Raw genomic sequence first — 25079 nt, 5'->3', positions numbered from 1 at the left:
TGCTAATTCAGGGAGGATTCGTGGTGCGTGCCCCGGCATGCTCGGAGGACATCCGCGCGGAGGTCGCCGAGCTGCTCGGCGTCCGCGCCGACGCGATTCACCCAGGTAGCAACCTCATCGGCCAGGGCCTGGACTCCATCCGAATGATGACGCTCGCCGGTCGGTGGCGCCGCCAGGGCATCGCCGTCGATTTCGCCGCCCTGGCCGCGGCGCCGACGATCGAGGCCTGGTCCGAGCTGGTGACGGCGAGCCCGCGCGCCGACGAACCGGCCCCGCCCGCCGACGCCGAACCGTCGGGGGAGGGCGAGCCCTTCCCGCTGGCGCCGATGCAACACGCGATGTGGGTCGGACGCCAGGACAACCAGCAGTTGGGTGGCGTCGCCGGGCACCTGTACGTCGAGTTCGACGGCGGCCCGATCGACCCGGACCGGCTGCGCGCGGCGGCCAACCGGCTGGCCCTTCGCCATCCGATGCTGCGGGTGCGATTCTCAGCCGACGGCACGCAGCGCATCGCCGCGGCCGACGAGTGCGGGGACTTCCCCGTCTCGGTGGTGGACCTGCGCGACCAGCGGGACCCGGTCGAGCCGCGCCTGGCGGCCCTGCGCGAGGCCAAATCGCACCAGCAGCTCGACGGCGCGGTGTTCGAACTCGCGGTGACGCTGCTGCCCGATGGGCGGTCCCGGCTGCACGTCGACCTGGACATGCAGGCCGCCGACGCGATGAGCTACCGCACGCTGATGGCCGACCTGGCCGCCCTCTACCTCGGCCGGGAACTGCCCGAATTGGGTTACACCTACCGCGAATACCGCCGGGCCGTCGCGCGTCAGGAGGCGCAACCCCAGCCGCGGCGCGACGCCGACCGGGATTGGTGGGCCCAGCGCATTCCCGGCCTGCCGGATCCGCCCGCGCCGCCGTCGACGGGCGGGCGGGGCTCACGCACCAGCACCCGTCGCTGGCATTGGCTGGACCCGGCGACCCGCGACGCGCTGTTCGCCCGCGCCCGAGCCCGCGACACCACCCCGGCGATGACGCTGGCCGCGGCGTTCGCCGACGCGCTGGCCCACTGGTCCTCGCCGCGGTTCCTGCTGAATGTGCCGCTGTTCGGGCGCCAGGCGCTGCACCCCGACGTCGAGAAGCTGGTCGGCGACTTCACCTCGTCGCTGCTGCTCGACGTCGACCTGACAGACGCCGACACTCCGGCCGCGCGGGCGCGCGCGGTGCAGGATGCGATGCGGACGGCCGCCGCCCATTCCTCCTATCCCGGCCTGTCCGTGCTGCGCGACCTCAGCCGCCACCGCGGCACCCAGGTCCTGGCGCCGGTCGTCTTCACCAGCGCGCTGGGTCTCGGGGAACTGTTCAGCGCCGATGTCACACGGCAATTCGGCGCACCCGCCTGGATCATCTCCCAGGGCCCGCAGGTGCTGCTCGACGCGCAGGTCACCGAGTTCGACGGCGGCGTTCTGGTGAACTGGGACGTGCGCGACGGTGTCTTCGCGCCGGGCGTGATCGACGCGATGTTCGCCCACCACATCGAGGAACTGCTACGGCTGGCGGCCAGCGACGACGCCTGGGACGCCGCCGCTTTGCCGGCGCTGCCGGACGCGCAACGCGCGGTGCGCGAGGCGGTCAACGGCCGCAGCGCCGCGCCGAGCGGGGAGGCTCTGCACGACGGGTTCTTCCGGCGGGCCGAGCAGCAACCCGACGCGCCCGCCGTGTTCGCGAGCTCCGGCGACCTCACCTACGGGCAGCTACGCGACCAGGCGCTGGCGCTGGCCGCGGCGTTGCGGGCGGCGGGAATCGGCGACGGTGACACTGTCGCGGTGCTGGGCCCGAAGACCGCCGAACAGCTGCCGGCACTGCTGGGCATCCTGGCCGCCGGCGGCGTGTACCTGCCCATCGGCGTCGACCAACCACGCGACCGCGCGGAGCGCATCCTGCACACCGGTGGGGTGCGGCTGGCCCTGGTGTGCGGCGGGCAGCCGCTGTCGCTGCCCGTCCCCGCGTTGGTGATCGTCGACGTGCTCCGCGAGCCGCCCGCCATCGCCGACTTTCCCTTCGCCAGAACGGATCCCGCCGAGCTCGCCTACGTGTTGTTCACGTCGGGCTCCACGGGGGAGCCCAAGGGCGTCGAGCTGACGCACGACGGCGCGATGAACACCGTCGAATTCCTCAGCCGCCATTTCGAGATCGGCGCGGCGGACCGTTGCCTTGCCCTCTCGACGCTGGAATGCGACCTGTCGGTGCTCGACGTCTTCGCAACCCTGCGGGCCGGTGGCGCGATCGTCGTGGTCGACGAGGCGCAGCGACGCGATCCGGACGCGTGGGCCCGGCTGATCGACACCCACCAGGTCACGGTGCTGAACTTCCTGCCGGGCTGGCTGGAGATGTTGGTCGAGGTCCAGGCCGGCGACCTGTCGTCCCTGCGGGTGGTGGCCACCGGCGGCGACTGGGTGCGCCCCGGCCTGGCCCGCCGGCTGCAGGCGCGGGCGCCGCACCTGCGCTTCGCCGGGTTGGGGGGCGCCACCGAAACGGCGGTCCACGCAACCATTTTCGAGGTCGACGCCGACATGCCCGAGGACTGGACCGCGGTGCCTTACGGCAAGCCGTTCCCCAACATCGCCTGCCGCGTCGTCGGCGACACCGGCGCCGACTGTCCCGACTGGGTCGCCGGTGAGCTGTGGGTGTCCGGGCGCGGCATCGCCCGGGGCTATCGCGGGCGCCCCGAGCTGACCGCCGAGCGCTTCGTCGTCCACGACGGCCGAACCTGGTACCGCACCGGCGATCTGGCGCGCTACTGGCCGGACGGCACCCTCGAGTTCGTCGGCCGCGCCGATCACCGGATCAAGGTCAGCGGGTATCGCGTCGAGCTCGGCGAGATCGAGGCGGCGCTGCGCCGAGTGCCCGGGGTGCGAGCGGCCGTGGCCGCCCTGGTGCCCGGCTCCGGCGGCCCCGACGTGCTGGCCGCCGCCGTCCGCCTCGACGACGACGCGTTGACCGCACCGCGAATACGCCAGCTTCTGGCCGATCTCGTTCCCGCGCACATGGTTCCGCAGCACATATCGTTGACCGACCGCATCCCGTTCACCGACGGCGGCAAGATCGACCGGCGCGCCGTCGGTCGTCAACTGGCCGAGGCGGTCGACTCCGGCGACGTGTCCGCGCCCTATCAGGGCCCGCGCACCCAACTGGAACGCGCGCTGTGCCACATCATCGCGGACCTTCTCGACCGGGACACCGATGCGGTGGGTGTGCACGACGACTTCTTCTCGCTCGGCGGCGATTCCGTCCTTGCGACGCAGGCCGTCGTCGGCATCCGCCAGTGGCTCGACTCGCCGAGCCTGATGGTCGCCGACGTCTTTGCCGCCCGGACCGTCGCCACGCTGGCCGACTTGCTGACCGGCCGGGAGGCGAACGGCGACCGGCTCGAGCGGGTGGCCGACGTGTATCTGGAGATCGCGGACATGTCGAGCGCCGACGTGTTGTCCGCGCTCGACACCGCCCCCGCGCCGGCACGGCGCGAGTTCAAGCCGTGGGTGAAGCGGTTTACGGCGAGCGCCGCGCGCGGCTCAGTGGTCGTGTTCCCACACGCCGGCGGCGCCGCGGCGGCGTATCGGTCGCTGGCGAAAGCGTTGTCGTCCAATGACGTCGACGCCTTCGTGGTGCAGTACCCGCAGCGTGCCGACCGGCGGGACCACCCCGCGGCCGAAAGCATCGACGCGCTCGCCCTCGAGTTGTTCGAGGCGGGCGACTGGAGCTCGGTGGCTCCGCTGAGCCTGTTCGGGCACTGCATGGGGGCCGTCGTGGCGTTCGAGTTCGCCCGGGTCGCCGAACGCCATGGCGTGCCGGTGCGCGTCCTGTGGGCCTCGGCCGGGCAGGCCCCTTCGACGGTCGAAGCCTACGGACCGCTGCCGACCAGCGACAGCGGCGTGCTGGCGGACATGATCGATCTCGGCGGCACCGACCCCGAACTGCTGGACGACGAGGAATTCATCGAACTGCTGGTGCAGGCGGTGCAGGCCGACTACCGGGCCCTGAACGCCTACTCGTGCCGCCCCGACGTGCGCATCGCCGCCGACATTCACGCGGTCGGCGGCGATCGCGATCACCGGATCAGCCGGGAAACCCTGGCGCGCTGGGCAACCCACACGTCCGGCCGATTCACGGTGTCGGAATTCGAGGGTGGCCACTTCTACCTCGACGATCACCTCGACGCGGTGGCCCGGATGGTGAGCGCCGATGTCCGATAACGACCCGGTCGTGATTGTCGGGTTCGCCCTCGAGGCGCCCGGCGGCGTGGAAACCGCCGACGACTTCTGGGCGTTGCTGTCCGAGCAGCGCGAGGCGCTCGGCCCGTTCCCCACCGATCGGGGCTGGGCGCTTCGCGAGCTGTTCGACGGGTCGCGGCGGGACGGCTTCAAACCCATCCGCGATCTTGGTGGATTCCTCTCGACTGCAACGACATTCGACCCGGAGTTCTTCGGCATCTCACGCCGGGAAGCGACGGCCATGGACCCCCAGCAGCGGGTCGGGCTGCGGGTGGCGTGGCGGAGCGTGGAGAACAGCGGCATCAACCCCGACGACCTCGCCGGCCATGATGTGGGTTGCTACGTCGGCGCGTCCGCGCTGGAATATGGCCCTGCCCTTTCCGAATTCTCCGACCACAGCGGGCATCTGATCACCGGGACGTCGCTGGGCGTCATCTCGGGGCGCATCGCCTACACGCTGGACCTGGCCGGGCCGGCGCTGACGATAGACACCGCGTGCTCGTCGGCGCTCGCGGCGTTTCACACCGCGGTCCAGGCGATCAGGTCCGGCGACTGCGACCTCGCGCTCGCCGGCGCGGTGTGCGTGATGGGCACCCCGGGCTATTTCGTCGAATTCTCCAAAAAGCACGCGCTGTCCGACGACGGCCATTGCCGGCCCTACAGCGCGCTCGCCAGCGGAACTGTCTGGGCCGAGGGCGCGGCCACGTTCGTGCTTCAGCGCCGGTCCCGCGCGCTGGCCGACGGGCGTCGCATCCTCGCCGAGGTGCGGGCCAGTTGCCTGAACTCCGACGGACGCAGCGACGGCCTGATGGCGCCCAGCGGTGACGCGCAGCTGCGACTGTTTCGGCGCGCCATCGCGCAGGCCGGCGTCGAGCCCGTCGACGTTGGCATGGTCGAGGGGCACGCCACCGGCACCCGACTCGGCGACCGCACGGAACTGTGCTCACTCGCGGCCAGCTACGGGACCGCGCCGCCCGGCCGCGGGCCGCTCTTGGGCTCGGTCAAGTCGAACATCGGCCATGCGCAAGCCGCCGCCGGCGCGCTGGGCCTCGCCAAGGTCATCCTGTCCGCCGAGCATGCCGCCGTTCCCCCGACGCTGCACGTCGACGAGCCCAGCCGCGAAATCGACTGGGAGAAGCAGGGTTTGCGGCTGGCCGATAAGCTGACACCGTGGCGGGCCGTCGACGGATGGCGAACCGCGGCGGTATCCGCGTTCGGGATGAGCGGCACCAATACCCATCTGATCGTCTCGATGCCGGATAACGGGTCGCCCGATGCCCCTTAACCGACTGCCCGACGGTCGCGTCCCGGTGCTCCTCAGCGCGCACGCCGACGACCTCGTGCGCGAGGACGCCGGCGCGATCGCCGACTACCTCGAGCGCTGTCCGGAAACGACCGTGGACGAGGTGGGCCGTCAGCTGCTGCGGACCCGACGGGTGCGCCGGCATCGCGCGGTGCTGCGCGCCGCCGACCGGGCGGAGCTCATCGGTGGGCTGCGGGCGCTGGCCGCGGGGCGCGAGCACCCGCTGTTGGCGCGTTCCGCCGTGGATTCCGCGCCGCGGCAGGCCTTTGTGGTCCCCGGTCAGGGTGTGCACTGGCCGGGCATGGGCGCCGTCGCGTACCGGGCGCTGCCGACCTATCGGGCGGCGGCCGATGACTGCGTCGCGGCGTTCGAGGCCGCCGGCCACGTATCACCGCTGCGCTACCTCACGGTCGGCGACGAGTCGCAGGCCTTCTCCGAAATCGAGGTGCAGGGCGCGCAATTCGTCCATGCTGTCGCGCTGGCGGAGGTCTGGCGGTCGTGCGGTGTGCTCGCCGACCTCACCATCGGCCAGAGCCTCGGTGAGGTCGCCGCGGCCTTCGTCGCCGGCGCCATGAGTTTGCCGGATGCCGTCGCCGTCGTCGCCGCCCGCGCCGCCGTGGTGGACCGCCTTCCGGGCCGCTACGCGATGGCCACGCTGGGCGTCGGCGCCGACGCGGCCGGCGCGCTCATCGCAACGGCGGACGGCTGGGTGGAGCTGGCGGTGGTGCACTCGGCGTCGACCGTGGCGGTGTCGGGCGAACGGGACGCGGTGCTGGCGATCGCCGATGCGGTGCGCTCGCGCGGTCAGTTCGCCCGCGAGATCGCCGCGGGCTTCCCGGGGCACACCAGCGTGCTCGAGCCGCTGCGCGACGAGTTCGTGTCGCAGCTGCCCGCCGCCGAATTCCTAGAGTCCCCGGTGCAATTCATCGGCGGGGCGACCGGCGACGTGGTGACACCCGACGAGTCATTCGGTGACTACTGGTATGCCAACCTGCGCAACACGGTGCGATTGGACCGCGCGTTCGCCTCGGCGATCCGTTGCGGCGCGGGGTCATTCATCGAGTTGTCGGCGCATCCGGCGCTGCTGTTCACGATCGGCCAGACCTTCGAGGCGGACGCACCGGACGGCCCCGCGGTGCTGGTCGGTTCGGGCCACCGCGACGAGCCGGTGCTCGAGGCGCTGTCGGCGAACATCCTCACCGCCGCCGTCGCCGACCCTGGTTACACCTGGGGCGACTACCTGGGCGTCCCGCCCGCCGGCGACGTTGGCCTACAAGGATTTCCGAACGCTCCGATGCGCGCGATCCCGATGTGGGCGCACCCGGCTCCGCTGGCGCCCGTGTCGGCAGCCGCAGCGCCCGACATCGTGATGGAGCACTGGCAGCGGGCGGTATTGCCCGCACCGGGGCCGCTCACCCGAATCGCGGTGATCAGCATGGGCGCCGAAAGCCCAGTGGCCCGACCGCTGCGCGCGGCGATCGAGTCCCACGCCGCTGCCGAGCTCAGCGAACCGCGGGACGCCGAAATCGTCGCGGTGATCGCGCCGGCCATCGACGGTGCCGGCGCGCAGCGGGCCGCCGAGGCGCTCACGGGCCTGGCCGCGGCCGGCCTGCTCGACTACGCGAACGCGCCGGGCCCCCGCTGCCACACCGTCTGCCTGATCACCGTCGCCGCCGACCGCGTCGGCCCGCGTGACGCGCCGTCGTCGGCCGGCCACGCGGCGTTGGCCGCGATGCACCGCAGCGCCGGATTCGAACACCCCGAACGGAGTTTCACCCACCTGGACCTGCCGTCGTGGGAGTTGACGCCCGCCGCCGGCTCCACCGCCGTCGACGCCGTGTTGTCCGGCGCCGGCGAACTCGCGCTGCGCGGGCGCGCGCTGTTCGAGCGCTCGTTGCGCGACGCGCCCGCCGCTGCGCACTGGACACTCGACTCCGGGCTGCTCGACGACGTGGTCATCACCGGTGGTGCGGGCGCCATCGGTCTGCACTACGCCCGCTACCTCGCCGAGCGCGGCGCGCGGCGCATCGTCCTGGTGAGCCGCCGCAGCGCGGATCCCGGAGTGCTGAGGGCCTTGGCGGCCGAATACGGCACCGAGCTGGTGCCCGCGCCCTGCGACCTCACCGATCGGGCCCAATTGGCGCTCACCGCAGGACGATACGCAGCCGCCGGTGCGTCGCTGGTCGTGCACGCGGCGGGCGGCGCCGGCTTCCGCGCGGGCGCCGTTCTGACGGAGGCCGCCCTCGCCCAGGCCTTCGCCGCCAAGGTCGTCGGACTGGCCCACCTCGCCGAACTGTGGCCGGTGCGCGCCGGCGCGCGAATGCTGTTGTGCTCGTCGGTGTCCGGGCTGTGGGGCGGGCGCGGACATGCCGCTTACTCGGCGGCCAACCGCCTGCTGGACCATATGGCCGCCGAACTGCGCGCCGCGGGCCGGCACTGCGTGTCGGTGCGGTGGGGCCTGTGGCAACCGTCGTCCGGCGGTGAGTCGGGCCGGGGCATCCTGGATGCGGCCGAGGTGGAAAACATCGAGCGTTCGGGCCTGCGGCCGATGACGCCGCGGGACGCGATCGAGGCGAGCCTGCGTGACTGGCACGAGGACCCGCTGGTGTTCGCGGCCGACGCGGCCCGGCTGCGAATATTCCTGGGCGGCAGGCGGCCCGAATCGGCCGAACGTCGCAGCGCCGCAGAGCTTCCGGTCGTCGAGGTGGTGCGCGGCCAGTTGGCGGCCGTCCTCGGGATCGAACGGGCCGGCGAACTGAACCTCGGCGAATCGCTTTTCGACCTGGGCGTCGACTCGATGCTGGCGCTGGACCTGCGCAAGCGCCTCAAATCGACGATCGGCCGAACGGTGTCGCTGGCGACACTGATGGGCGACATCACCGGCGCCGAGCTTGTCGAACAACTCGAGGGCGCCGACGAGCGCTCCGGCACAGCACAGAAGGTGGACGTTTCGCGTGACTGACATCGCCGACACCGGCGCCCGCCTGGAACTGCTTCGGCGCCGGCTCGCCGATCGCGGCCTCTCGGCCGACACCGGGGAGACCGACGCGTCCGCCGACGACCAGCTCTCCGACGGCCAGGCCCGAATGTGGTTCGTACACCTCGCCGACCCCAGCGGCGCGCTGCTCAACGTGTGCGTCTCGTACCGGATCACCGGTGACATCGACCTCGCGCGGCTGCACGATGCCGTCGACGCGGTCGCCCGCCGGCACCCGATCCTGCGCACCACCTACAGCGTCGGCGACGATGGCACCCCCCGGCCGGCCGTGCAAGACGATCTCCGCCCGGGCTGGGCGCAACACGACCTGACCGACCTGTCCGAACACGCGCGCCGGCTTCGGCTCGAGGTGCTCGCCCAGCGCGAATTCTCCACCCTTGTCGACCTTTCCAAAGACGCGCCGCTGCGGATCACCGCCGTGCGCATCGCGGCCGACGAGCACGTGCTGCTGTTGGTGGCCCACCACATCGCGTGGGACGACGGCTCGTGGCGAATATTCTTCCGCGACCTCACTAATGCCTACGAGGGCGCCGAGCTGGCGCCCCACCGCCACACCTCGGCGCCGGCTGTGCCCTCTGTGCCCGACACCACCAAAGCCGACCTCGACTACTGGCGCGCCGTCATGGCCGACCCGCCGGAGCCCCTGGAGCTTCCCGGCCCGGCCGGCACGACCATGCCGACCAACTGGCGGGCGGCGCGCAGCGAGCTGCGGTTGTCCGGCGACACCGCCCAGCGGGTGATCGCGATGGCGCGCGACACCGGCTGCACCCCATACATGGTGCTGCTTGCCGCCTTCGGCGCCCTCGTGCATCGCTACACCCACAGCGACGACTTCCTGGTGGCCGCGCCGGTGCTCAACCGCGGCGCCGGAACCGACGACGCCATCGGTTATTTCGGCAACACGGTGGCGCTGCGGCTGCGACCCCGGCCGGCGATGAGCTTTCGCGAGTTGCTCAAGTCCACGCGCGACGTGGCAACCGGAGCGTTTGCGCACCAACGGGTCGGCCTCGATCGTGCCGTGCGCGAACTGAACCCCGATCGTCGCCACGGCGCGGAACGGATGACCCGGGTCAGCTTCGGATTCCGCGAGCCGGACGGCGGCGGGTTCCGCCCACCCGGCGTCGAGTGCGAGCGCTACGGTCTGCGCAGCAACCTCACCCAGCTGCCGCTGGGCTTCATGGTCGAATTCGACAGCACCGGTGCGCTGGTGGAGGCCGAACACCTGCTGGAGATCCTCGACCCGGCGCTGGTGCGCCAGATGCTGCATCACTTCGCAGTGCTGCTGGACGACGCACTGGCAGCACCGGACCGGCCGCTGGCCGGGCTGGCGCTGCTGGACGAGGCCGACGCCGCCTGGCTGCGTGAGGTGTCGCACGGCGAGGCGTTCCAGACCGCCCCCAAAACCCTGGCCGACCTGGTCTGCGAGCAGGCCGCACGGACCCCCGACGCCGTCGCCGTCGCCTACGAAGGCCGCCGGTTCACCTACCGCGACATCAATGAGGCGGCAAACCGGTTGGCGCACTGGTTGATCGAGAAGGGGATCGGCAGCGAGGACCGCGTGGCCGTGCTGCTCGACAAGTCGCCGGACCTGGTCGTCACCGCGGTCGGCATCGCCAAGTCCGGCGCGGTGTACGTACCGGTGGACCCCACCTATCCGCGGGATCGGCTCGAGTTCATCCTCGACGACTGCGACGCGAAGCTGGTGCTGCGCGAGCCGGTGGCCGGCCTCGCCGCGTACCGCGCCGACGACCCCACGAACGCGGATCGGCTCCGGCCGCTGCGGCCGGAGAACACCGCGTACCTGATCTACACGTCGGGCACCACCGGGTTGCCCAAAGGCGTTGCGGTGGCGCACCGTCCGGTCGCCGAATACTTCGTCTGGTTCAAGGGCGAGTACGGGGTGGACCACACCGACCGGCTGCTGCAGGTCGCCTCGCCAAGCTTCGACGTGTCGATCGCCGAGATCTTCGGGACGCTGTCCTGCGGGTCGCGAATGGTGATCCCGCGCCCCGGCGGCCTCAACGACATCGGCTACCTGACCGCCCTGTTGCGCGACGAGGGGATCACGGCAATGCATTTCGTGCCCTCGCTGCTCGGCCTGTTCCTGTCACTGCCCGGCGTCAACCAGTGGCGGACGTTGCAGCGGGTGCCCATCGGCGGCGAACCGCTGCCCGGCGAGGTGGCCGACAAGTTCCACGCGACATTCGACGCGCTGCTGCACAACTTCTACGGTCCGACCGAAACCGTGATCAACGCCAGCCGGTTCAAGGTCGAGGGCCCGCAAGGCACCCGCATCGTGCCGATCGGCCGGCCCAAGATCAACACGACGATGCACCTGCTCGACGATTCGCTGCGACCCGTACCGGTCGGCGTGATCGGCGAGATCTATCTCGGCGGAACGCATCTGGCGCACGGATACCATCGCCGCGCCCGGTTGACCGCCGAGCGGTTCGTGGCCGACCCGTTCAATCCCGGCGCCCGGATGTACCGCACCGGGGACCTGGCGCGCCGCAACGCGGACGGCGACGTCGAGTTCGTGGGCCGCGCCGACGAACAGGTCAAGATCCGCGGCTTCCGGATCGAACTGGGTGACGTTGCCGCGGCCATCTCGGTCGACCCGACGGTCGGGCAGGCGGTCGTGGTGGTCAGCGACCTGCCGGGACTCGGCAAGAGTCTGGTTGGCTATGTGACGCCCGCCGCGGGAACGTCCGAGGTCGACCTCGACCGCATCCGGGCCCGCGTCGCCGCGGCGCTGCCCGAATACATGGTCCCGGCGGCATACGTTGTGCTCGACGAGATCCCGATTACCGCGCACGGCAAGATCGACCGTGCCGCGCTGCCGACCCCGGAGGTGAGTTCCGGTGCGGAGTTCCGCGAACCGGCATCGGCCACGGAGCGGCGCCTTGCCGAACTGTTCGCCGAGTTGCTCGACCGCGACCGGGTTGGCGCCGACGACTCGTTCTTCGACCTGGGCGGCCACTCGCTGCTCGCGACGAAGTTGGTCGCGTCGGTCCGTAACGCGTTCGGCGTCGACGTCGGCGTGCGCGGGGTTTTCGAACTCGCGACGGTGGCGCGGCTGGCCGCGCACATCGACGCCACGGATCAGGCGTCGGCGCGGCCACGGCTGACCGCGCTGGACCGCAGCGGGCCGGTTCCGCTCTCGTCGTCGCAGCTGCGCAGCTGGTTCACCTATCGCTTCGACGGGCCCAACGCCGTCAACAACATTCCGTTCGCGGCGGCGTTGCGGGGTCCCTGCGACACCGACGCGCTGGCGGCGGCCGTCACCGACGTCGTGACCCGGCACGAGATCCTGCGCACCACCTACCGCGAGATCGACGGCGTCCCGCACCAGATCGTCCACCCGCCCGCCGAGGTTCCGGTGCGCCGCGCCAACGGGCCCGACGAGGAATGGCTTGGGGCCCAACTGGATACCGAGCGCCGCTACGTCTTCGACCTGGAGACCGACCTGCCGATCCGGGCGGCGGTGCTCGGCACGCCGGACCGCAACGTCCTGTCGGTGGTGATGCACCACATCGCCGGCGACCACTGGTCTGCCGGTGTGCTGTTCACCGACCTGCTGACCGCGTACCGCGCCCGCCGCGGCGGTCGAGCCCCAGAGTGGGAACCGCTGCCCGTGCAATACGCCGATTACGCCGCATGGCAGGCGGCGCTGCTGGAGGACAGCGCCGGCATCGCCGGACCTCAGCGCGACTACTGGACCCGCCAGCTCGAGGGGATGCCGGACGAAAACGGCCTGCGCCCAGACTTTCCCCGGCCGGCCGCGCTGAGCGGCGCCGGTGCTGCCGTCGAGTTCGGGTTCGGCGCCGCGACCCGCACCAAGCTGACCGCCCTGACCCGCGAGCTCGGCATCACCGAGTTCATGCTCCTGCAGGCCGCCGTTGCGGTGTTGCTGCACAAGGCCGGCGGCGGCCCGGACGTCCCGCTCGGCACCCCGGTCGCCGGGCGCAACGAATCCGACCTGGACCGCCTGGTCGGGTTTTTCATCAACATCGTGGTGTTGCGCAATGACCTGCGCGGCAACCCCACCCTGCGCGAGTTGCTACAGCGGACCAGGGACATGGCTTTGGCCGCCTACGCACATCAGGACCTGCCGTTCGACCAAGTGGTGGACGCCGTCAGGCCCGCCCGGTCGCTGTCGCGCAACCCGTTGTTCGACGTGGTGGTGCACGTTCGCGAACAGTTGCCGCAAGACCGGGTGATCGACAGCGGACCCGACGGAGACACCACGTTCACCGCGCTGGAGCCGGACTTCGACGTGGCGCACGCCGACATGTCGGTCAACTTCTTCGCGTCCGACGACGGCTACCGCGGCCACGTCATCTATCGCCCCGAGCTCTACCGGCGCGCCACCGCGGAACGGTTCGCCCAGTGGCTGATCCGCGTCATCGGCGCGTTCGCCGACGACCCCGATCAACGGTTGCGCGACGTCCAGATCACCGACGCGCACGAAAGACAGCGCATTCTGGCCCGGGCCACCGCGGGCGACGGGGCCGCTCGGGTGTACCTGCTGGACGCCTGGCTGAACCCCGTCCCAGCCGGGGTGGTGGGCGACGTCTACTACGGTGGCGGCCCCGCGGTCATCGGCCGGCTGGCGCGGGCTTCGCTCACCGCGACCCGCTTCGTCGCCGATCCGTTTGCCGCCCAACCGGGTTGGAGGCTGTACCGCAACGGCGAACGCGGCATGTGGACCGACGACGGTCAACTCCAGTTGGTCGCCGACATCGACCGACCCGCACCGACGCCGGCACCCCGGGGCCCGGCCGAACCGCCCGACACCGCCACCGAGCGGGCGCTCGCCGAAATCCTCGCCGACCTGCTCGACACCGCCGAAATCGGCCGGCACGACGAATTTTTCAATCTCGGCGGGGACAGCATCCTCGCCGTGCGGGTTGCCGCGCGGGCGCGCGACGCCGGACTGCCGCTGACCCCGCGGATGATCTTCGAACACCCCGTGCTCCACGAGCTCGCCGCCGCCCTGGATGCCAAGGCGACGGCCGAAACCCAACCCGAGGACGGCGGCTCCCACGCGCCGATGAGCACTTCGGGGCTTTCCGCCGACGAGCTGGCGGCCCTGACCTCGTCCTGGGGTGATCGGCCGTGACCCGAGCGGACCCGCGGCCGGCCATCGAGGATGTGATGGCGCTCAGCCCCCTGCAGCAGGGGCTGTTCTCGATGGCGACGCTGGCCTCCGAAGACGGCTCAGGCGCCGACCCGTACGTCATCGCGATGGCCGCCGACGTGGGGGGCTCGCTCGACGTCGCGCTGTTGCGCGAGTGCGCCGCGACGCTGCTGATGCGGCATCCTAACCTGCGGGCAAGCTTCATCCACGGCGACCTGAGCCGGCCCGTCCAGGTGATACCGAGCAGCGTCGAGCTGTTGTGGCGGTGCGTGCGCGCCGATCCGGACGAGGTCGAGGCGCTGGAAGCCGAAGAGCGCCAACGCCGTTTCGACGTGGGTCGCGGCCCACTGATCCGGTTCCTGCTCATCGAATTGCCGGAGCAGCGGTGGCATCTGGTCATCGTCGCGCACCACATCGTCATCGACGGGTGGTCGCTGCCGCTGCTGGTGTCCGAACTCCTGGCCCTGTATCGGGCCGGGGGAGACGCCGCCGCGCTGCCGCCACCGCCGCGGCCGTACCGCGACTACATCGGCTGGCTGGCCAACCGGGACCAGGCGGCCAGCCGCGCCTTGTGGGCCGAGCACCTCGGCGGCACGGACGGGCCCACCCTGCTCTCGCCGGCGCTGACCGCCACCCCGCCGGCGGCGGGTGTACCGCGACGCACCACGCTGCGCCTCGATCCCGAGGCCACCGCCGCGCTGGCCGACGCCGCCCGCACCCGCGGGGTCACCCTCAACACACTCGTCCAAATGGCTTGGGCGGCAATACTATCGGTCTTCACCGACCGCGACGACGTGATGTTCGGGGTGACCGTGTCGGGCAGGCCGGGCGAACTGCCGGGCGTCGAATCGATGGTCGGCATGTTCATCAACACCGTCCCGTTGCGGGTCCGCCTGGACCCGCGCAAGCCCGCCGGAACGCAATGCCTTGCGTTGCAACGCGAATCCGCCGCGCTGCGGGACCACAGCTACCTGGGTCACGCCGAGCTGCGAGCCATCGCCGGTGTCGGTGAGATGTTCGACACGCTGCTGGTGTACGAAAACTTCCCGCCCGGTGAGGTCGTCGGGGCCACCGAATTCGTCGCCAACGGCGCGACCTTCCGTCCGGTGGCGCTGGAGAGCGTGTCGCATTTCCCGGTGACCATCGCCGCCCACCCGAGCGCCGACGGGCTCACGGTGCTGGTCGAGGTGCTCGACGGTGCGCTGGGCGCGACCGCGCCCGAAGACCTCGGCAACCGGCTGCTGGCGGTTGTGCAGCGGTTGGTGGACAAGTGGGACCGGCCACTGCGCGAGGTCGACATCCTGCTCGACGGCGAACGCGAACCGGGCGCCGCGGACCTGCCGGAGGCGCCCGCACTAGCGGTGCACGCCCGCTTCGCCCAAATCGCCACCGCGCAACCCGATTCGACGGCGGTCAGCTGGGAAGACGGGCGGCTGACCTACGGCGAGCTCGACGCGCTTGCCGATCGGCTGGCGGCCGCACTGCAGCGCGCGGGCGCGGCCGGCGAGACCCCGGTGGCGATCATGCTTCGCCGCGGCCCGCTCTACGTGGCCGCCATGCTGGCCGTGCTCAAAGCCGGCGGCCTGATCGTGCCGCTGGACCCGGGCATGCCGGGCGAGCGGATCGCCGAGATCCTGCGCCAGACGTCGGCCCCGATCGTCATCGACGAGGACTTCGTCGCCGATGCAACCGCCCAGAGCGCCGATTACCGAGCCGTCGCCGTGCCGCCGGACCATGCGGCCTACGCCGTCTTCACCTCGGGCACCACCGGCGCACCGAAGGGCGTCATCGGTACGCACCGCGCGCTTGCGGCGTACATCGACGACCACATCGAGCGCGTCCTTCGGCCCGCCGCCGCGCGCATCGGGCGACCGCTGCGCATCGCGCACGCCTGGTCGTTCACCTTCGACGCGGCGTGGCAGCCGTTGGCGGCCTTGCTCGATGGGCACTCGGTGCACGTCGTCGACGACGAGCATCAACGTGACGCCGAGATGCTGGTCGACGTGATCGACCGCTTCGGCCTGGACATGATCGACACCACGCCGTCGATGTTCGGCCAGCTGCACAACGCGGGGCTGCTGGGTCGCGTGCCGCTGGCGGTGCTCGCGCTCGGCGGCGAAGCCCTCGGCGTCGCCGCGTGGCGGGCGATCCAAACCGAATGCGCCCGAACGGCGATGACGGCCTTCAACTGCTACGGACCGACCGAGACCACGGTCGAGGCCGTCGTCGCGGCCATCGGCGAGCACGCCCGGCCGACCATCGGACGTCCGACCCGCAGCACCCGCGCCTACGTCCTCGACGCCTGGCTGCGGCCGGTACCCGACGGGGCCGCCGGCGAGCTGTACCTGGCGGGCGATCAGCTGACCCGCGGCTACCTCGGGCGCGCGGCCGAAACCGCAACGCGTTTCGTCGCCGAACCGAACGGCCGGGGCGCCCGGATGTACCGCACCGGAGATGTGGTGCGCCGCATGCCCGACGGTGGCCTCGAGTTCCTCGGGCGCAGCGACGACCAGCTCAAGATCCGCGGTTTCCGCGTCGAGCCCGGCGAGATCGCGGCCGTGCTCTGCGGCGACGACCGGGTGCGCGGCGCCCACGTGATGGTCCGACACCACGCCCATGGGCCCCGGCTGACCGCCTATGTGGTGGGCGAGCCCGACCGGCCGGCGGTGGCCGAACTGCGTGCGATGCTGCTCGACCGGCTGCCCCGCTACCTGGTTCCCCATCACATCGTCGTCGTGGACGAGTTGCCGTTGACGTCGCACGGCAAGATCGACGAAAAGGCTTTGGCGGCAATTGATGTCGCCGACGGTCCCGCCGTCCCGCCCGATACGCCGACCGAGGCGGCGCTGGCCCGGGCGTTCACCGACGTGTTGGGCGGCGCCGACGTCGACGTCACGGCGAGCTTTCTGGAGCTGGGCATCGACAGCATCTCGGCCCTGTCGGTCGTGCAGGCCGCCCGCCGTCGCGGACTGGCGCTGCGGGCGCGGTCGATGGTGGAGTGCGACAGCATCCGCGAACTCGCGGCGGCGATCGACTCCGACGCCGCCCGGCACGCGACCCCGAACGGCGCCGAAGAGTCCGGCGAACCGATCCCGGTGTTGCCAAGCGTGCATTGGCTCTACGAGCACGGCGATGCCCGACGGCTCGCGCAGACCGAAGTCATCAGGCTGCCGGACACGATCACCCGAGACGGTCTGGAGGTGCTGCTGCGCGCGGTCCTCGACGGGCACGAGGTGCTGCGATGCCGGCTGGACCGCGACGCCATGACGCTTGTCGCACAACCGAACGTCGACATTTTCAGCGAGGCGTGGGTGGGCGGCGACCCCACCAATGATGTCGCCAAACATGTCCTCGAGGCGGTGGAGAGCCTCGACCCACAGGCCGGTCGGCTGCTGTCCGCGGTGTGGCTGCGCCGAGCGGACGAGCCCGGGCTGCTGGTGCTGACGGCCCATGTGCTGGCGATGGACCCGGCCTCCTGGCGCATCGTGCTGGGCGAGCTCGATGCCGGCCTGCACGCCCTGGCCGCGGGACGCGCGCCTGTGCCGGTCCGCGAACACACCACCTACCGGCAGTGGTCACGCCTGCTCGCCGAGCGGGCGAAAACGCTGACCACTGAAGCCTTTTGGGCCACCGAATTGCGCGGCGCCGATCCGCCGCTGGGCGGACGTCGGCTGCGGCCGCAGACCGACCGGGCCGGCGACCTGGCGGTCAGCGTCTCAGCCTGCGGGCCCGAGCTCACCGGGCGGCTGCTCGCGGCGGCGCAGCCGACGGGCGAACTGCTGATCACCGCGGCCGCCCGGACGGTGACCGCGTGGCGACGGCGACGCGGTCAGGACACCCCGGCCCCTCTGTTGGCGCTGGAGACGCACGGCCGCACGGAATTGGGAATCGATACCGATACCGGCGACACCGTCGGGTTGCTCAGCGCGATCTACCCGTTGCGCATCCACTCCGACGGGCCCAGCGACCTGGCCCGAATCCCCGGCAGCGGTGTCGATTACGGCCTATTGCGTTACCTGCGGCCCGATACCCGGCTGCGCGAACTTCCCGAACCGCAACTGCTGCTCAACTACCTCGGTAACCTCCACGTCGGCGTTGGGGACCTCGAGCTGGACCGCGAGCTGATGGCCGAGGTCGACCGGGTGCCCGAGCCCGACCAGGCGGTGCGCCACGAACTGACCGTGGTTGCCGGCATCCTCGGGACCGGTGCCGACCGCGTGTTGGCCACCCAGTGGCGAGCGCTGCCCGACATTCTGGGACAGGCGGAAATCGTAGAGCTGCAAGGACTTTGGACCGAGACACTGCGGGAGATGGCGGAATGAGCACACTTGCGATCCTCGGTGCCGGAGCCAAGGCGGTGGCCGTCGCGGCCAAGGCATCGGCGCTGCGCGACATGGGCGTCACAGGAGTTGACGTCCCCGAAATCGTCGCGGTCGAACGCATCGGGGTGGCGGCCAACTGGCAGGCCAGCGGCGGATGGACCGACGGGGCGCATCGGCTGGGCACCAGCCCGGAAAAAGACGTCGGGTTTCCCTACCGCTCGTCGCTGGTGCCGCGGCGCAACGCCGAGCTCGACGAGCGGATGACCCGCTACAGCTGGCAGTCGTATCTGATCGCCACCGCGTCGTTCGCCGAGTGGATCGACCGGGGCCGCCCGGCGCCGACCCATCGCCGGTGGAGCCAGTACCTCGGCTGGGTCGCCGACCAGGTCGGCCTGAACGTGGTGCACGGCGAGGTCGAACGGCTTGCGGTCGACGGCGACCGCTGGGTGCTGCAGACGCACGAAACGACCGTGCACGCCGACGCCCTGATGATCACCGGCCCCGGGCAGGCCGAAAAGTCCTTGCTGCCGGGCAATCCGCGCGTGCTGTCGATCGCTCAGTTCTGGGACCGGGCCGCGGCGGACGACCGGATCAGCGCGGAACGGGTGGCGGTGATCGGTGGTGGTGAGACCGCCGCGTCGATGCTCAACGAGCTGTTCCGGCACCGGGTTTCCAGCATCACCGTCATCTCCCCGCAGGCGACGTTGTTCACCCGGGGCGAGGGGTTCTTCGAGAACTCGCTGTTCTCCGACCCCGCCGACTGGACCGACCTGACGCTGGACGAGCGCCGCGATGCGCTGGCGCGCACCGACCGCGGGGTGTTCTCGGCGAACGTGCAGGAGGCGCTGCTGGCCGACGACCGCATCCACCATCTGCGCGGCCGGGTCGCCCACGCCGTGGGCCGCGACGGGCAGATCCGGCTGACGCTGTTCACCAACCGGGGCAGCGAGAACCTCGAGACGGTGCACGGTTTCGATCTGGTCATCGACGGCTCCGGCGCCGACCCGCTGTGGTTCACCTCGCTGTTCGGTCAGGACGCCCTCGACTTGCTCGAACTCGGGTTGGGTGGCCCGCTGACCGCCGACAGCCTGCAGGAGGCGATCGGCTACGACCTGGCCGTGACCGATGTGACCCCAAAGCTGTTCCTGCCCAACCTTTCCGGACTAACCCAGGGCCCCGGTTTTCCCAACCTGAGCTGCCTCGGGTTGCTGTCCGACCGGGTGCTGGGTGCCGCTGGGCTGTCAGCGGGTTCCGGGACCCAACGAACGACGAGGAGAAGCGATGAGCACCAACCCCTTTGACGACGACGACGGCGCCTTCTACGTGCTGATCAACGGCGAGGAGCAGCACAGCCTGTGGCCCGCGTTCGCCGAAATCCCGGACGGCTGGCGCGCGGTCTTCGGCGAAGCGAGCCGGTCGGCGTGCCTGGACTATGTCGACGAGAACTGGGCCGACCTGCGGCCCAAGACGCTGCGCGAGGCAATGGCCGGCGACTGAGCGCCGGTAGCGTGCCCGTACCGTGACCCGCCCGAGACCAAGAACAGCGGGCGCCGGGGGCAGAATCACAACTCTTATGTCACCAGGGGGAGGACCTGACCAATGAGAACGAAACCCTTGAAGTCCTTGGCCATCGGCGCGATAGCGATGGGCGCGGCGGCCGTCGGCGTGACGTCCGTCGCTCCCGCCGCCGCCACACCGCTGCCGCAGGATCCGCCGCCGGCGCCGGGACTGCCGAGCCCGGAGCAGTTGTCCAACCTGTGCGTCCAAGCCACCGATCCCGGCGTGTCTTACACGACCAAGACCAACCTGGTCCAAAACGGCATCGCTCCGGACGAGGGCCACGTGGCAGACCACGACCTGCGGAAGGCGTACCGGAACGGAAACTTCCCGGAGACGTTCGCCGTAACGAACATTGCGCCGGCCGGCCCGAACGCGGCCCAGGCCGACGTGGCCATCTCGGGTCCGAGGTTCGCCGGGCCGGTCGAAAAGCACCTCGCGTTCGTCAACGAGGGCGGCAACTGGATCCTGCAGCACGACGCCGCGATCGCCCTGATACAGGCCGCCACCGCGACCAACTAGCAAAGCCGAGCAGCCTGTGCGCCCACATAGCGGGCGCACAGGTTGTTCACATGGCGTGGCCGTAACGTCTCGGTGCGCAAACACGAAACAACAATCGAAAAGACGCACATTGGCACGGTCCGTCGACGCGTGCCCGCCCAAGGGGGGACCATGAAAACCGTTAAATTCTTCGCCGGCGGTGCGGCAGCGCTGGCCGTCATCGGGGGAGCGGCCGCCGGCATCACGTCCATTGCGGCGCCGGGTGAGCAGGCCTCGGTGCGGCTGATCACGGTCGGCGCGCCGTTGCCGCTGGACCCGCCCCAGGCGGTGAACGTGCCGACGGCCAATCAGTTGACCGGCCTGCTGAATAGCCTTGCCGATCCCAGCGTTTCGTTCTCCAACAAGAGCAACCTAGTCGAAGGTGGCATCAGCGGGATCGAAGCGCACGTCGCCGACAAGAAGCTGCAGAAGGCGGCCAAGAACGGCGACCTGCCGCTGACGTTCGGCGTCTCCAACATCCAACCGACGGCGGCGGGGTCCGCGACGGCCGACGTGGCGGTCTCGGGTCCCAAGCTGACGTCGCCGGTGACCCAGAACGTCACGTTCGTCAACCAGGGCGGCTGGGTGCTGTCGCGCTCCTCGGCGATGGAGTTGCTGCAGGCCGCCGGTCAGTGATCGGCGCGCACGGCGCGCAGGTCTAGTTTGGCGATCCGATCGGGGTCGGCCAGCACGTCGATGCTGGCGACCAGCCCGTCGCGCACCACGAATCCCATGATGGCCGTGGGCCGCCCGGCAACGAATATGACCGCACCGGCGGCGCCGTTGACGATCGCCGGGCGCACCTCGCGCTCCGGTCCCCCGTAGCCGCGGGCGAGTTTGGCCACGGCCGTCGCGCCCTCGGCGCGGAATACGTTGGCGCCCTTGCCGAAATCGCCCCGCAACACGACGCCGGGATCGAGCACCGACACCAGGCGGTCAAAATCGCCGGCGCGGCCCGCGGCGAAGAACGCGTCGACGGCCTCTCGTTGCGCGGCGACCCCGCTGTCGGGGGCCGGATCGGCCTCCTGGATGCGCTGGCGCGCCCGGCTGGCCAGCTTGCGCGTCGCCTCCGGCGTCCGCTCGACAATGGGCGCGATCTCGTCGAACGGGACGGCGAACACGTCGTGCAGCACGAAGGCCAGCCGCTCCGCCGGCGGCAGCGTGTCGAGGACGACGAACAACGCCAGCCCCACCGCGTCGGCGAGCATCGCCCGATGTTCGGGATCGAATTCGCCCTCGGCATCGACGATCGGGTCCGGCAGCTGCCCGACCGGCTCCTCCCGGCCCCGCCCGTGCCGGTCGCGCAACGCATTCAGGCAAATGCGGGCCACCACGGTCGTCAGCCAGGCGTCGAGGTTCGCGATGTCCCCAGCGTTGGTGAGCCGCAGCCAGGCCTCCTGCACGGCATCCTGGGCGTCGTCGACCGAGCCCAGCATGCGGTAGGCGAGGGCGCCCAGCCTCGGCCGCGCCGCCTCGAAGCGCGCGGACAGCGAAGCGTCCGCCCCGGTCACGCGCGACCGGTCTCGGTCAGGGCGCAGACCCGGTTACCGGAGAAGCCGGAGGACCCGATGTCGAGCGCGATGTTGAACCGGGCGCGCAGGTTCCCCAGCGTGATGACGTGGGTCAGCCCGACGAGTTGCGGCGTGTCGAAGTGGGCGCGCAGCGCCTCGAAGAGCCCGTCGCTCACCTCGACCGGGGTCCGGCTGATCGCGGTGGCGTACTCCAGGATCAGCTTGTCGAGCTCCGAGAAACACGACGCGTTGCGGTAGTCGGCCATCCCGAGCAGCTCCTCGTCGGTGATTCCCCACTGGCGCGCGATCTGTGAACCCAGGTCGATGCAGTACTCGCAGCCCACCGTGGTCGCCGACTTCAACTCGGCCAGCGCGCGCTGGCGGGGGCTGAGGATATCCAGCTTCGACTCGGCCTGCTCCAGCTTGCCGTAGGCGTTGAGCAACCGCGGGATGTGCGCGTACATGCGCAGCGGTTCCAACATCCCCGCCGTCTGTAGGCCGGCCATCTGCGACAGCTTGCGCTTGGTGAAGAAGAAGGCGATCTTGGCGCCCAGCGTGGCGTCGCGGTCCGAGACTCCTTGCAGCCGAGGCATGGCGGTCCTCCTTGAATGTCGTCCTACTAGGTCGACACCGGGCGACGCCCAAACGTGACGGCTAGGCCTGCTGGCTCAGCGGCATATCCATGTCGAACACCCGGGCGTGCAGCACCGTGCGGTTTCGCAGCGCGGCGCGCACCGCACGGTGCAGGCCGTCCTCCAGGTAAGTGATGCCCCGCCAGCGGACGGCGTGGGGGAAAAGGTCGCCGTAAAAGGTGGAATCCTCCGACAGCAGGCGGTCCAGGGCCAGCACGGTCGTCGTCGTGACCAACTCGTCGAGCCGGATCTGCTGGGGCGGTATTTGGGACCAGTCCTTATAGGACAGCCCATGATCCGGATATGGCTTGCCCTCGCGCACGCCCTTGAAGATCATCGGCGGGCCTTCAACGATGTCCGCGAAGCGTCGCCTCGGCCCGACCGGTACATGCAGGACAGGCTAGCCGGGAACTCGCCGGAGTTCGCCGCCAGCCGACCGCTAATGGCGCTTGGCACCCTTTGCGACCCGTAAAATGGACGCAATCAAGGAGGAGGGAGCCGATGGGAAGCGCCGACGAGCGTCGCTTTGAGGTGCTGCGCGCCATCGTCGCCGACTTCGTCGCCACCAAGGAACCGATCGGTTCGAAATCATTGGTGGAGCGGCACAACCTTGGCGTCTCACCCGCCACGGTCCGCAACGACATGGCGGTGCTGGAGGCCGAGGGATACATCACCCAGCCGCACACCAGCTCCGGCCGGGTGCCCACGGAAAAGGGCTACCGCGAATTCGTGGACCGGCTCGACGACGTCAAGCCGCTGTCTTCGGCCGAGCGGAGCGCCATCCAAAGTTTCCTGGAATCCGGCGTCGACCTCGACGACGTGCTGCGTCGCGCGGTGCGCCTGCTGGCGCAACTGACCCGCCAGGTGGCGGTGGTCCAGTACCCGACGTTGTCGACGTCGACCGTGCGCCATCTGGAGGTGGTCTCGCTGACACCGGCGCGGCTGTTGATGGTGGTCATCACCGACTCCGGACGGGTGGACCAGCGCATCGTCGAGCTCGGTGACGTCATCGACGACCATCAGCTGTCCCAGCTGCGCGAGATGCTCGGCCAGGCCCTGGTGGGCAAGCGCCTTTCGGCCGCGTCGACCGCGGTCGCCGACTTGGCCGGGGAGCTGCACGGGCGCAGCGGGCTGGCCAACAACCTCAGCGACGCCGTCGGCCGTTCGGCGACGGTGTTGCTGGAGTCGCTGGTGGAGCACACCGAGGAACGCCTGCTGATGGGCGGCACCGCCAACCTGACCCGCAACGCCGCGGACTTCGGCGGCTCGTTGCGGTCCATCCTGGAGGCCCTCGAGGAGCAGGTGGTCGTGCTGCGGTTGCTGGCCGCCCAGCAGGAAGCCGGCAAGGTGACGGTGCGCATCGGCCACGAGACGGCCGCCGAGCAGATCGTCGGGGCCTCGATGGTGTCCACCGCGTACGGTCACTCCGATACCGTGTACGGCGGCATGGGTGTGCTGGGACCCACCCGGATGGACTATCCGGGAACTATCGCCAGCGTGGCTGCGGTTGCGATGTATATCGGCGAAGTGTTGGGTGCCCGATGACCGTGCCCCCGCACCGGAGTTTGTGGACGGCCGCGTAGCCGCGGCTTAAGACGTTTCAGGAGAGTCAGGCGTGGCACGCGACTATTACGGGCTGCTCGGCGTGAGCAGGAACGCCAGCGATGCGGAGATCAAACGCGCGTACCGCAAGTTGGCGCGCGAGCTGCATCCGGACGTCAACCCCGACGAGGCCGCGCAGGCGAAGTTCAAGGAGATCAGCGTCGCCTACGAGGTGCTGAGCGACCCGGAGAAGCGACGGATCGTCGACTTGGGCGGCGATCCGCTGGAGAACGCCGCCGCGGCCGGCGGCGGGTTCGGCGGCTTCGGGAACCTGGGCGACGTTTTCGAGGCCTTCTTCGGCGGCGGCTTCAGCGCGGGGTCGGCCTCGCGCGGTCCCATCGGGCGGGTCCGGCCCGGCTCGGACTCGCTGCTGCGGATGCGGCTGGACCTCGAAGAATGCGCGACCGGGGTGACCAAGCAGGTAACCGTCGACACGGCGGTCCTGTGCGACCGCTGCCAGGGCAAGGGCACCAACGGCGACTCCGTGCCCGTCCCTTGCGACACCTGCGGTGGCCGCGGCGAGGTGCAGACCGTGCAGCGTTCGCTGCTGGGCCAGATGGTGACGTCACGGCCGTGTCCCACCTGCCGCGGTGTCGGGGTGGTCATTCCCGACCCGTGCCACCAGTGCATGGGCGACGGCCGGGTGCGGGCGCGCCGGGAGATCAGCGTCAAGATCCCGGCCGGCGTCGGCGAGGGCATGCGCGTCCGGCTCGCCGCCCAGGGCGAGGTCGGGCCCGGGGGAGGGCCGGCCGGTGACCTCTATGTCGAGGTCCATGAGCAGGCCCACGACATCTTCGTCCGCGACGGCGACGACCTGCACTGCACGGTCTCGGTGCCGATGGTCGACGCGGCGCTGGGCGTCACCATCACCATCGACGCCATCCTGGACGGCACCAGCGAGATCACCATCCCGCCGGGCACGCAGCCCGGCACGGTCATCACGCTGCGCGGCCACGGGATGCCGCACCTGCGCTCGGGCGCCCGGGGCAACCTGAACGTCCACGTCGAGGTGGTGGTCCCGGCCCGCCTGGACCACCGCGACACCGAACTGTTGCGGGAGTTCAAGGACCGCCGCGGCCGCGATGTCGCCGAGGTCCGCTCGACGCACGCCGGCGGCGGGCTGTTCAGCCGGCTCCGCGAGACGTTTACCGGGCGCTAGTCCGCCTTCGTCTCATTTCGTCGAACGTGGGGTCTATGTACGAATTCAGG

The 25079-nt window shown here is 70.7% G+C and carries 14 protein-coding genes; 11 read left to right on the top strand and 3 right to left on the bottom strand.

Going from position 1 to position 25079, the window contains the following annotated elements; translation table 11 throughout:
* Window positions 1-20 precede the first annotated feature (20 nt).
* From A5712_RS23025 to A5712_RS22985, 9 genes are all read left to right on the top strand, one after another.
* A complete protein-coding gene (locus tag A5712_RS23025) occupies window positions 21-4247 on the top strand; it encodes a non-ribosomal peptide synthetase (protein ID WP_068110280.1) in 4227 nt (1408 codons plus the stop codon).
* Window positions 4237-5550, top strand: a complete 1314-nt coding sequence (locus tag A5712_RS23020; protein ID WP_068110279.1) for a polyketide synthase — start codon at window positions 4237-4239, stop codon at window positions 5548-5550. The genes A5712_RS23025 and A5712_RS23020 overlap by 11 nt, the downstream gene beginning before the upstream one ends.
* Entirely contained in the window at window positions 5540-8530 is a 2991-nt protein-coding gene (gene mbtD / locus A5712_RS23015; RefSeq protein WP_068110276.1) for a mycobactin polyketide synthase MbtD, read from the top strand. Before A5712_RS23020 ends, mbtD begins: the two co-directional genes overlap by 11 nt.
* Window positions 8523-13688 (top strand): non-ribosomal peptide synthetase, encoded by a 5166-nt coding sequence (locus A5712_RS23010; RefSeq protein WP_068110273.1) that lies wholly within the window; start codon window positions 8523-8525, stop codon window positions 13686-13688. The genes mbtD and A5712_RS23010 overlap by 8 nt, the downstream gene beginning before the upstream one ends.
* Window positions 13685-18028: a non-ribosomal peptide synthetase gene (locus A5712_RS23005; RefSeq protein ID WP_197519475.1), complete on the top strand. Its 4344-nt coding sequence runs from the start codon at window positions 13685-13687 to the stop codon at window positions 18026-18028. Before A5712_RS23010 ends, A5712_RS23005 begins: the two co-directional genes overlap by 4 nt.
* Window positions 18025-19329, top strand: coding sequence for an NADPH-dependent L-lysine N(6)-monooxygenase MbtG (mbtG, locus tag A5712_RS23000; protein ID WP_068110270.1), 1305 nt, complete (start codon window positions 18025-18027; stop codon window positions 19327-19329). The genes A5712_RS23005 and mbtG overlap by 4 nt, the downstream gene beginning before the upstream one ends.
* Window positions 19310-19525: an MbtH family protein gene (locus A5712_RS22995; RefSeq protein WP_068110267.1), complete on the top strand. Its 216-nt coding sequence runs from the start codon at window positions 19310-19312 to the stop codon at window positions 19523-19525. Before mbtG ends, A5712_RS22995 begins: the two co-directional genes overlap by 20 nt.
* Before the next feature lie 102 nt (window positions 19526-19627).
* Window positions 19628-20107 carry a hypothetical protein gene (locus tag A5712_RS22990; protein ID WP_068110263.1) on the top strand — a complete coding sequence of 160 codons (480 nt, stop codon included), beginning with the start codon at window positions 19628-19630 and terminating at the stop codon, window positions 20105-20107.
* Between the two features lie 150 nt (window positions 20108-20257).
* Window positions 20258-20761: a hypothetical protein gene (locus tag A5712_RS22985; RefSeq protein ID WP_068110260.1), complete on the top strand. Its 504-nt coding sequence runs from the start codon at window positions 20258-20260 to the stop codon at window positions 20759-20761.
* Here the strand turns inward: A5712_RS22985 and A5712_RS22980 are convergent.
* The 3 genes from A5712_RS22980 to A5712_RS22970 all read right to left on the bottom strand — a co-directional run bounded on the left by A5712_RS22980 (window position 20755) and on the right by A5712_RS22970 (window position 22605).
* Window positions 20755-21636: a sigma-70 family RNA polymerase sigma factor gene (locus tag A5712_RS22980; protein WP_068110258.1), complete on the bottom strand. Its 882-nt coding sequence runs from the start codon at window positions 21634-21636 to the stop codon at window positions 20755-20757. The two genes, A5712_RS22985 and A5712_RS22980, sit on opposite strands and share 7 nt — an antisense overlap.
* A complete protein-coding gene (locus tag A5712_RS22975) occupies window positions 21633-22229 on the bottom strand; it encodes a carboxymuconolactone decarboxylase family protein (RefSeq protein ID WP_068110255.1) in 597 nt (198 codons plus the stop codon). The genes A5712_RS22980 and A5712_RS22975 overlap by 4 nt, the downstream gene beginning before the upstream one ends.
* Window positions 22230-22290: 61 nt before the next feature.
* Entirely contained in the window at window positions 22291-22605 is a 315-nt protein-coding gene (locus A5712_RS22970; protein ID WP_068110252.1) for a type II toxin-antitoxin system VapB family antitoxin, read from the bottom strand.
* Window positions 22606-22769: 164 nt separating this feature from the next.
* Between A5712_RS22970 and hrcA the strand changes: the two genes are divergently transcribed.
* A complete protein-coding gene (gene hrcA, locus A5712_RS22965) occupies window positions 22770-23813 on the top strand; it encodes a heat-inducible transcriptional repressor HrcA (RefSeq protein WP_068110250.1) in 1044 nt (347 codons plus the stop codon).
* Window positions 23814-23883: 70 nt separating this feature from the next.
* Window positions 23884-25029, top strand: a complete 1146-nt coding sequence (dnaJ, locus tag A5712_RS22960) for a molecular chaperone DnaJ (protein WP_068110246.1) — start codon at window positions 23884-23886, stop codon at window positions 25027-25029.
* The last annotated feature ends 50 nt before the right edge of the window (window positions 25030-25079 follow it).

This window comes from Mycobacterium sp. E2327 (genome assembly GCF_001672675.1).
In the GTDB taxonomy this organism is placed as follows: domain Bacteria; phylum Actinomycetota; class Actinomycetes; order Mycobacteriales; family Mycobacteriaceae; genus Mycobacterium.
The sequence above is the reverse complement of the archived record's forward strand: the minus strand, read 5'-3'. Positions and strand labels throughout refer to the sequence as shown.

Coding starts and splice junctions, on each gene's coding strand:
- A5712_RS23020 (WP_068110279.1), top strand. CDS start 4,237: ATGTCCGATAACGACCCGGTCGTGATTGTCGGGTTCGCCCTCGAGGCG.
- mbtD (WP_068110276.1), top strand. CDS start 5,540: ATGCCCCTTAACCGACTGCCCGACGGTCGCGTCCCGGTGCTCCTCAGC.
- mbtG (WP_068110270.1), top strand. CDS start 18,025: ATGAGCACACTTGCGATCCTCGGTGCCGGAGCCAAGGCGGTGGCCGTC.
- A5712_RS22995 (WP_068110267.1), top strand. CDS start 19,310: ATGAGCACCAACCCCTTTGACGACGACGACGGCGCCTTCTACGTGCTG.
- A5712_RS22990 (WP_068110263.1), top strand. CDS start 19,628: ATGAGAACGAAACCCTTGAAGTCCTTGGCCATCGGCGCGATAGCGATG.
- A5712_RS22985 (WP_068110260.1), top strand. CDS start 20,258: ATGAAAACCGTTAAATTCTTCGCCGGCGGTGCGGCAGCGCTGGCCGTC.
- A5712_RS22975 (WP_068110255.1), bottom strand. CDS start 22,229: ATGCCTCGGCTGCAAGGAGTCTCGGACCGCGACGCCACGCTGGGCGCC.
- A5712_RS22970 (WP_068110252.1), bottom strand. CDS start 22,605: ATGATCTTCAAGGGCGTGCGCGAGGGCAAGCCATATCCGGATCATGGG.
- hrcA (WP_068110250.1), top strand. CDS start 22,770: ATGGGAAGCGCCGACGAGCGTCGCTTTGAGGTGCTGCGCGCCATCGTC.